This is a genomic window from Pseudomonas sp. THAF187a (assembly GCF_009363395.1).
GTDB lineage: Bacteria > Pseudomonadota > Gammaproteobacteria > Pseudomonadales > Pseudomonadaceae > Aquipseudomonas > Aquipseudomonas khazarica.
This window is the reverse complement of sequence record NZ_CP045349.1, coordinates 5,144,079-5,152,980: the sequence shown is the minus strand read 5'-3', so window position 1 is coordinate 5,152,980 and position 8,902 is coordinate 5,144,079. Positions and strand designations below refer to the sequence as shown.

At 66.5% G+C, this 8,902-nt stretch carries 9 protein-coding genes; 4 read left to right on the top strand and 5 right to left on the bottom strand.

The features are described from left to right. Positions 1–166 precede the first annotated feature (166 nt). Positions 167–685, bottom strand: coding sequence for an Hcp family type VI secretion system effector (locus FIV02_RS24090; RefSeq protein ID WP_003241180.1), 519 nt, complete (start codon positions 683–685; stop codon positions 167–169). A gap of 283 nt (positions 686–968) precedes the next feature. Continuing rightward, the gene (gene zwf, locus FIV02_RS24085; RefSeq protein WP_218571718.1) at positions 969–2,393 is read right to left on the bottom strand and encodes a glucose-6-phosphate dehydrogenase; all 1,425 of its coding nucleotides are present in this window, start codon (positions 2,391–2,393) and stop codon (positions 969–971) included. A 220-nt stretch (positions 2,394–2,613) separates the two neighbouring features. On the opposite strand from zwf, the gene hexR reads away from it, so the two are divergent. The 4 genes from hexR to FIV02_RS24070 all read left to right on the top strand — a co-directional run bounded on the left by hexR (position 2,614) and on the right by FIV02_RS24070 (position 5,023). After that, on the top strand, positions 2,614–3,480 hold the full coding sequence (gene hexR, locus FIV02_RS24080; protein ID WP_037054469.1) for a transcriptional regulator HexR: 867 nt from the start codon (positions 2,614–2,616) through the stop codon (positions 3,478–3,480). Between the two features lie 37 nt (positions 3,481–3,517). Beyond that, on the top strand, positions 3,518–3,658 hold the full coding sequence (locus FIV02_RS24870; protein WP_172979196.1) for a hypothetical protein: 141 nt from the start codon (positions 3,518–3,520) through the stop codon (positions 3,656–3,658). Positions 3,659–3,727: 69 nt separating this feature from the next. Further along, the gene (locus FIV02_RS24075) at positions 3,728–3,913 is read left to right on the top strand and encodes a PA3496 family putative envelope integrity protein (protein WP_037054482.1); all 186 of its coding nucleotides are present in this window, start codon (positions 3,728–3,730) and stop codon (positions 3,911–3,913) included. A 102-nt stretch (positions 3,914–4,015) separates the two neighbouring features. After that, entirely contained in the window at positions 4,016–5,023 is a 1,008-nt protein-coding gene (locus tag FIV02_RS24070) for an Ldh family oxidoreductase (RefSeq protein ID WP_152489996.1), read from the top strand. A gap of 90 nt (positions 5,024–5,113) precedes the next feature. Here the strand turns inward: FIV02_RS24070 and FIV02_RS24065 are convergent, their stop codons facing one another. The 3 genes from FIV02_RS24065 to FIV02_RS24055 form a co-directional block, all read right to left on the bottom strand. After that, entirely contained in the window at positions 5,114–6,697 is a 1,584-nt protein-coding gene (locus FIV02_RS24065) for an aldehyde dehydrogenase (NADP(+)) (protein WP_152489995.1), read from the bottom strand. Between the two features lie 79 nt (positions 6,698–6,776). After that, positions 6,777–7,712 (bottom strand): dihydrodipicolinate synthase family protein, encoded by a 936-nt coding sequence (locus FIV02_RS24060; protein ID WP_047587070.1) that lies wholly within the window; start codon positions 7,710–7,712, stop codon positions 6,777–6,779. Between the two features lie 141 nt (positions 7,713–7,853). Next, entirely contained in the window at positions 7,854–8,891 is a 1,038-nt protein-coding gene (locus FIV02_RS24055; RefSeq protein WP_152489994.1) for a proline racemase family protein, read from the bottom strand. Positions 8,892–8,902: the final 11 nt, after the last annotated feature.

Here is an 8,902-nt window from a genome sequence, read left to right as displayed (position 1 = left end):
CATGATGGGCGCGTGGCGCGCTCCAGGTTGTAACCGATTCGGCCGCGCGCTGCTGGCAGCGGTCGAGGTTTTCGGCAACTGCCGCGCCTGTCCGACGCGTTTTGCCGAAACGCAACGGCCAGGACGATGCCTGGCCGCTGCGGTGACGCACGAACTCAGCCTGCGATTAGGCGGAGATCGGGGTACGCCAGTCGTCGGAGCCGGAAGTACCGGAGACTTCGTGGGTCCAGACGATTTTGCGGTAGGTGAAGTAGACGTCTTCCAGGTGAGTGAAGTGCGCCATGTTCGGGTCCTGGCAGTTCGGCATGCGCGACTGAACGTCGACGATCACGGCGTCTTCCAGTTCGATGGTGAAGTAGTGCTCCTGGGTACCGGTGGAGGAGGTGCGGTACCACTCCAGACGGCACTTGTTCAGACGCTCACCGGAGGTCAGGGCGTTGAAGATCAGCGGCGAGGACTTGTCGAAGACCTTGGTGATCATCAGCGGCTTGTGTACGCGCTGGCCGGTCGGTTGGCCGGACTGCGGGTCACGCGGGATGATGACCTGGTGGTTGTACGCCTGAACCAGAATCTGGTCTTCATGACCTTCCTGGAAGATGTTGCCGACCGAGTCCTCGGTGAAGGTGCCAGCGGTGATCAGACCTTGTTTGGTGCCTTCGAGGGACAGATACGCGGGTGTTGGCATGAGTGCTCTCCTTGCCTGGGTCATGGATCATGATTGATCCGGGAGCCTTGTCTAAAGCGAGCGGCATGCCAGATAAAATAAATTCAATTAAAACAGGTAGTTAGAGTGACTGGACGGTGCGCTTTCGTCACCTTGAGCGCTGGGTCACGTTAATCTGCGCAACAAGTTGCGCAGTGCTGTGCAGCTTGTTGCGCAGCGCGCTGAAGGCCCCGTGTTTGCTGGTTTTCAGGCGATCCGGCAGTGCTTTATCCGGCGGGCGCTGCGCAAGAAGCTGCCGCTCGGTTCATTCGGCCCAGTGCCGGCCATGGCGCTCCAGCAGGTGCTGCAATTGCTCCGGGCCGTCGCTGCCGGCCGGGTAGGGGCGCGGGCTCTGGTAGTGCTGGTGCCAGCCCTGCAGGATCGGGTCGACCCACTGCCAGGCGGCCTCGACTTCGTCGCGGCGCATGAACAGCGTGGAGTCGCCTTCGATCACGTCCAGCAGCAGGCGCTCGTAGGCGTCCCAGCGGCGCTGCTGGCTGAAGGCGTTGGCCAGGTTGAGGTCCAGTTCCACGGGTTTGAGGCGCATGCCCTTGCCCGGGTTCTTGGCCATCAGCTGCAGGCTGATGCGTTCTTCCGGCTGCAGGCGAATCAGCAGCTGGTTGGCCTCGCCGTCGTTGAACAGGCGGTGTGGCACCGGCTTGAACTGGATGAGAATCTCCGAGGTTTTCTTCGCCAGGCGTTTGCCGGTGCGCAGGTAGAAGGGCACGCCGGCCCAGCGCCAGTTGTCGATCTCCGCCTGTACGGCGACGAAGGTCTCGGTGTCGCTGTCGTTGTCGACGTTTTTCTCGAAGTAGTAGGCCTGCACGTCATGGCCGCCGATCTGGCCGGCGGTGTACTGGCCGCGCACGGTCTTGTCCTGCACGTCGAGGCCGCTGATGGGCTTGAGCGCTTCGAGAATCTTCACCTTCTCATTGCGCACGGCCTCGGCGTCGAAGCGTACCGGCGCTTCCATGGCCACCAGGCAGAGCAGCTGCAGCAGGTGGTTCTGGATCATGTCGCGCATGGCGCCGGCCTTGTCATAGTAGGCACCGCGGTTTTCCACACCGAGCGTCTCGCAGACGCTGATCTGCACGTGGTCGATATGCCCGGCACGCCAGACCGGCTCGAACAGGGCGTTGGCGAAGCGCAACGCCATGAGGTTCTGCACGGTTTCCTTGCCCAGGTAGTGATCGATGCGGAACACCCGAGCTTCGTCGAATACCGCACCGATGGCCGCGTTGATCGCACGGGCCGAATCCAGCGAGTGGCCGATGGGCTTTTCCAGCACGATGCGGGCGGCCGGGCCCGCCAGGCCGGCGTTGGCCAGGTGGGTGGCGATGTCTTCGAACAGATTCGGCGCGGTGGCGAGGTAGTAGACCCGCACGCGGTCCTCGGCACGCCCCAGGTACTTGGCCAGGCGGCCGAAGTCGGCGCTCTGCGCGGCGTCCATGGCAAAGTAGTCGAGGCGCGCGGCGAAGCTGGCCCAGGTTTCGGTAGTGAAGTCCGCGCGCGCTACCTGCGCCCGGCAATGGCGCTCGGCCAGCGCCTGGTAGGCCTCGCGGCTGTGACTGCTGCGAGCCAGGGCGAGGATGCGCACGTCGGCATGCAGGCGTCCTTCGCGATGCAGGTGGTAGAGCGCTGGCAGCAGCTTGTGCAGGGCCAGGTCGCCGGTGCCGCCAAAGACCAGCATGTCGCAGGGGATGCTCAAGAGAAGACTCCGACTCGATTCTGACAGGCTGTTGGAAACTACCCGTGTTGGTAATACGGCGTCAAAAACGGGCTGTTGGCCGTGCGCCAGTGCCACTCATGTAGTATAACTACAAGGTCACTACAACCCCGGCGATGGATCATAACCGAGTCATGATCGATCGAGTGCCCGTGGTAGACCCTTTTCTCATAGAGCCAAGCCCGTGAATCTGTTGCAACACATCGCCCAGTCGCGCCACCTGCTGCGCAAGTCAGAACTGAAGGTGGCCGACCACGTCCTGCTCGATCCCGCATCGGTGATGCACAGCTCGATGGCCGAGCTGGCGCACAGCGTGGGTATCAGCGAGCCGACCATCGTGCGTTTCTGCCGTGCCATCGGCTGCAGTGGTTTCCAGGATCTCAAGCTCAAGCTGGCGCAGAGCCTGGCGGCGGGTGCGAGTTTCGGTCAGTTCGCCATTCACGAGGACGACTCGGTCGCGGACTTCAGCCTGAAGATCTTCGACACCACCCTGCACACCCTGATGGAAGTGCGCGAGAAGCTCGACCCCGAGGCGCTGCAGCGCGCCATCGCCGCCTGCTCGCAGGCGCAGCGTGTGGAGTTCTATGGCTTCGGTGCATCCGGTGCCGTGGCGGCGGATGCCCAGCACAAGTTCTTCCGCCTGTTGCTCAATGCCGCCGCCTACTCCGACCCGCACATGCAGGCGATGAGCGCGGTCACGCTCAAGCCGGGTGATGTCGCCGTGTGCATTTCCCAGTCCGGCCGTTCCAAGGACCTGCTGATCACCGCCAACCTGGTGCGCGAGTCCGGTGCCAGCCTGATTACCCTGTGCCCGAGCCAGACCCCTCTGGCCGAACTGGCCACCGTCAACCTGGCCATCGATGTGCAGGAAGACACCGAGATCTACACCCCGCTGACCTCGCGCATCGCCCACCTGGTGGTGATCGACGTGCTGGCCATGGGCGTGGCCATGGCGCGCGGGCCGAGCCTGGTCAACCACCTCAAGAGCGTCAAGCGCAGCTTGCGCAGCCTGCGTCTGTCGCCGAAGTCGATCAAGGCTTCCGAGGATTAGAGAGTTGGGTCTTCAAGGACGAAGATGCGAGCAAGGCATGCGCTACAGATTGCACTGGTCGTTTTCCTGGCAGGGTGCAGTACTGTTTCCGCTCGATGCTGTTCGCGTGCACGAGCGTGACGAAGCCCCGCACGAGCTTCGAGCGACCGAGGCGGTCGACGTCACCGAGCATTCATGACGTCGCCGTCAAAGCGTCATCTGCCCGGAGCAAGCTGAGGCCTCCAGTCCTCGTTCCGGGAGTACCGAGATGTCTCGTATCTTCGATGACGCGCTGCTGCAGACCCAACCCGACGCCAAGACCCGTCGCAAGCTGCAGGACCAACGGCGCATGGCCTATCGCCGGGCCATCGAGCACTACGCCGAGCAGTGCCAGCTGCAGCGTGAGCTGGCGGACTTCCCGGATCTGCAGACGAACCAACGCCACGCCGCCTGACGCCGCACGGTGTGCCGAATTCGGCATGCTGCCTGGGTAAAGCGATCAAGCGGGCGGGGCCTGTTCGGGCCACTGTAACGGGCTGACTGCCAGGAGCCCGATATGACCCGACTGACCCTTGCCGAGGCCCATGAGCTGGCCGCCGATATCCTTCGCCATGCCGGTTTCAGTGCCGCCTTCGTTCAGGCCATCGCCGCCACGGTGACCGCCGGCGAGCGCGATGGCTGCACGTCCCATGGCCTGTGGCGCCTGCTGGGCATCGTGCGCACGCTGAAATCAGGCAAGGCGGTGGCCGATGCCGAACCCGAGGTGTTCGAGCCGGCGCCTGCGCTGGTGCGCGTCGATGCCCATGGTGGCTTCTCGCAACTGGCGTTCGCCGCCGGCCTGCCGCTGCTGGCCGAGAAGGCGCGGCGCCATGGCATCGCCGCCATGGCGATCAATCGCTGCGTACATTTCTCCGCGCTGTGGGTGGAGATGGAGGCGCTCACCGAACTGGGCCTGGTCGCGCTGGCCTGCAACCCGACTCAGGCCTACGTCGCGCCCACCGGGGGCAGTCGCCCACTGTTCGGCACCAATCCCATCGCGTTCGGCTGGCCACGTCCTGGCGGCCAGCCGTTCGTCTTCGACTTCGCCACCAGTGCCGTGGCCCGTGGCGAGATCGAGCTGCATCGCCGTTCCGGCAAGCCGTTGCCGAGCGGCTGGGGCGTGGATCGCCAGGGACGGCCCAGCGATGACGCCGCCGAGGTGCTCGACCATGGCGCCATGCTGACCTTCGGCGAGCACAAGGGCTCGGCGCTGTCGGCCATGATCGAGCTGATTGCCGGGCCACTGATCGGTGACCTCACCAGCGTCGAGTCCGCCGCGTTCGATGCGGGGCACAACGCCTTGCCGTATCACGGCGAGCTGATCATCGCGCTCGATCCGCAGCGCTTCCTCGGTGAGCAGGCCGACGCGCAGCTGGCCCGTGCCGAGACGCTGTTCGAGGCGATCCAGGGCCAGGGCGCACGGCTGCCGTCGCAGCGCCGCTACGCAGCGCGGGCGCAAAGCCTGGTCGAGGGTGTAGAGATCGCCGACAGCCTGTATCAGGACCTGATCGCGCTGCGTGGCTGAGTGCTGGCGGGGCCAGGGGCCAGCGCAAAAAAAGCCCCAGCAAGCCGGGGCTGAGGGTGGGATGCGCCGGTTACCGCGCCGACACGGATTTCAGTCCAGCGCATCCCGCGTGGTGACGCCGTTGACCAGCCGCGCCAGGCCGAGCGGGTTGGCATTCTGCAAGGCTTCTGGCAGCAGGGCGTCCGGGCAGTTCTGGTAGCACACTGGGCGCAGGAAACGCTCGATGGCGAGGCTGCCGACCGAGGTGCCGCGCGCGTCCGAGGTGGCCGGGTAAGGGCCGCCATGCACCATGGCATCGCACACCTCGACCCCGGTCGGGTAGCCATTGAACAGCACTCGGCCGACCTTCTGTTCCAGCACGGCCAGCAGGTCGCCATGCGCCTGCAGGTCATCTGCCTCGGCCGTCAGCGTGGCGGTCAGCTGGCCGCGCAGGCCGTGCAGGGCCCTCAGCAGCTCGGCCTTGTCGGCCACCTCGACGATCACCGTCGCCGGGCCGAAGACCTCCTCCTGGAGCAACGCGTCACCGTCGATCAGCAGGCCGGCATCGGCCTGGAACAGCTGTGGACGCGCCTGCCGGCCCTCCTGCGGCTGGCCGGCCAGGTGGCGAATGCGCGGGTGCGCGTGCAGCGCTGCCAGGCCCTTCTCGTAGCTGTGCAGCGTGCCGCCATTGAGCATGGTCTGCGCCGGACGCTGGCCGATTTCGGCGATCAGGTTGGCGGTGAACAGGCTGAACTCCGGCGAGGCGATGCCGATCACCAGGCCGGGGTTGGTGCAGAACTGGCCGCAACCGAGCACCACCGAGTCGGCCAGTTCGCGGGCGATCCGCTCGCCACGGCTGGCCAGGGCGCCGGGCAGCACCAGCACCGGGTTGATCGAACTCATCTCGGCGAACACCGGAATCGGCTGCGAGCGGGCCGCGGCCATGTCGCACAGGGCACGGCCGCCCTTGAGCGATCCGGTGAAGCCGACGGCCTGGATCGCCGGGTGCTTGACCAGCGCCTCGCCGACGCCGCTGCCGTAGATCATGCTGAACACGCCGGCGGGCATGCCGGTCGCGCGGGCGGCACGCAGGATCGCCTCGGCGACGAAGGCGGCGGTGGCCATGTGGCCGCTGTGCGCCTTGAACACCACCGGGCAACCGGCTGCCAGCGCCGAGGCGGTATCGCCACCGGCGGTGGAGAAGGCCAGGGGGAAGTTGCTGGCGCCGAACACGGCAACCGGCCCGACGCCGATGCGGTACTGGCGCAGGTCCGCCCGTGGCAGCGGCTGTCGCTCCGGCTGGGCACGGTCGATGCGCGCCGCATAGAAGTCGCCCCGGCGCAGGACGCGGGCGAACAGGCGCATCTGGCCGCTGGTGCGGCTGCGCTCGCCCTGGATGCGCGCCGCCGGCAAGGCGGTTTCGCGGCAGACGATGGCGACGAAGTCGTCGCCCAGCGCGTCGATCTCGTCGGCGATGGCGTCGAGGAAGGCGGCGCGCTGTGTGGCTGGCAGGCTGCGGTAGGCCGGGTAGGCCTCGGCAGCGGCCTTGGCGGCGGCGTCGACTTCTTCGGCGCTGGCCTGGATGAAGGTGTAGGGCAGGGGTTCGCCCGTGGTGGCGTCATGACTGCTGTGAACCACGCTGCCGGCGGCGCTGAATACGCCGCCGATGATGTTGTGGCCGATGGTGGAGGGCATTGCGGGCTCCTGTGTTTGCAGCGGTTCGGGAAGGCCCTGCGCTCGGCTGCGCAGGCGGCAGCCGAGCGAGGTGCAGCGGTCAGGCGGCGGCCGACCAGTTGGCGTACCACTGGCGGAACAGCTGGTACTGGGTCTCGGCGTAGCGGCGCTGGGCGTCGCTGAGCGCGTCGCTCTCGTTGAAGTGCAGGCGGTATTCCTGGTCGCCGTTGAGCACCATCAGGTGCTTGTAATAGAGCACCAGGTCGGTGCCTTCGTCGAAGGACGACAGCACGTTCAGCGCTTCGGAAAGTTCCCAGGCACGGCGGCGCGCAACGGCATCGCCCTTGGCGGCCTGCCTGCTCAGCTCGACCAGTTGCAGCACTTCACGTGGCAGCGCGTTGCCGATGCCGGTGATGGCGCCGGTGGCGCCGCAGTTGACGAAGCCGTGCACCACCTGGGTATCCACGCCAGCCATGAGGATCACACTGTCGTCCTGCGAGGTGATGTGTTCGGCGGCGTAGCGCATGTCGGCGGCGCCACCGAATTCCTTGAAGCCGACCAGGTTGGGGTACTGGCGGCGCAGCTTGAAGAACAGCTCGGCGCGGGTGGCGAAGCCGTAGTAGGGGCTGTTGTAGATCACCGCAGGCAGGTTCGGCGCGGCGGCGAGAATGGCGGAGAAGTGCGCCTCCTGGGCGGCCGGCGAGGCGCCACGGGACAGCACGCGGGGAATGACCATCAGGCCGTGGGCGCCGACCTTGGCGGCGTGCGCGGCGTGCGCCACGGCCTCACGGCTGTTCACGGCGCCGGTGCCGACGATGGTCGGCACGCCGGCTGCGACCAGGCGTGCCACGCCTTCCTGGCGCTCGGCCTCGGTGAGCAGCGGCCAGTCGCCCATGGAGCCGCAGTAGACCACCGCGCTCATGCCGATTTCGATCAGTTCCTTGCCCTTGCGCACCAGGGCGTCGAAGTCCGGCTTGCGCTCGGCGGTGCAGGGGGTCATCAGGGCGGGGATGGTGCCGATGAAGATGTTGCTCATGCTGTAGCCTCTTGGATAGATGCAGGGTATTTCGTATACGAAAATAAGCGTGCGAAGCGCACCATTCATTTCCAGGGTCTGGGCCGTAGCCCGGTTCACTGCGTCGGCGAGCCGGCGCTTGTCAATCTGCTGAACGCCGCGTTACAGCTGCAGGTCCACCGGCCAGGTGTCCGACAGACGATAGCCGGTTGGCCAGGGGTCGTCCGGGTCGAGCATGTGCTGGTGGGTGCCGGTGATCCAGGCGCGCCCGGACAGGCAGGGGTAGATGGCCGTGCGCCCGGCGACCTCGGTCAGCGAGTCGATGCGGCAGTGGAACGCCGAGCCGATGATCGAGCGGCCGATGAAGCGCTCGCCCACCGCCAGCTGGCCCTTGGCATGCAGCACGGCCATGCGCGCCGAGCAGCCGGTGCCGCAGGGGGAGCGGTCGATCTTGCCGGGGCGGATGACCACCGCGTTGGCGCCAGTGGCCACACCGTTCTCATGCACCACCGGCGCGGCGATCTGGCAGAAGGAGAGGTGGTTCCAGTCCGGATTCAGCGGGTGGCTGAAGCCGAGCTGCTGGTTGGCCGCCTGGGTGATCTTCAGGCCGATGGCGACCAGGTCCGCGGCTTCGTCCGGGGTGATGGCGAAGCCCAGCCTGTGCGCGTCGGCGATGACGAAACTGTCGCCACCGTAGGCGGTGTCCACCTGCAGCGAACCGATGCCCTCGACCTCGATCCAGGCGTCGAGCCGGTCGGCGAAGGACGGTACGTTCTTCACTTCGACGCGCTCGGCCTTGCCGTTCTTGCAGTCGGCGACCACTTCCACCAGGCCGCCGGGGGCTTCCAGGGTCAGCCGGGTCTGCGGTTCGCTCATCGGCAGGATGCCGCTGTCGAGCAGCACGGTGGCCACGCACAGCGAGTTGGAACCGGACATCGGCGGCACGTCGGCCGGTTCCATGATGATCCAGCCCATCTGCGCGGCGGGGTTCTTCGCCGGCACCAGCAGGTTGACGTGGCGGAACACGCCACCGCGCGGCTCGTTGAGCACGAAGTTGCGCAGGAAGTCGTCCTGCGCGACCCAGCGCGACTGCTGCCAGAGGGTCTCGCCGGGGGGCGGGGTGACGCCGCCGACGATGACGTCACCGACCTCGCCTTCGGCGTGGCAACTGACGACATGGATGAGTTTGCTGCTGCGCATGCTGCGGCCCT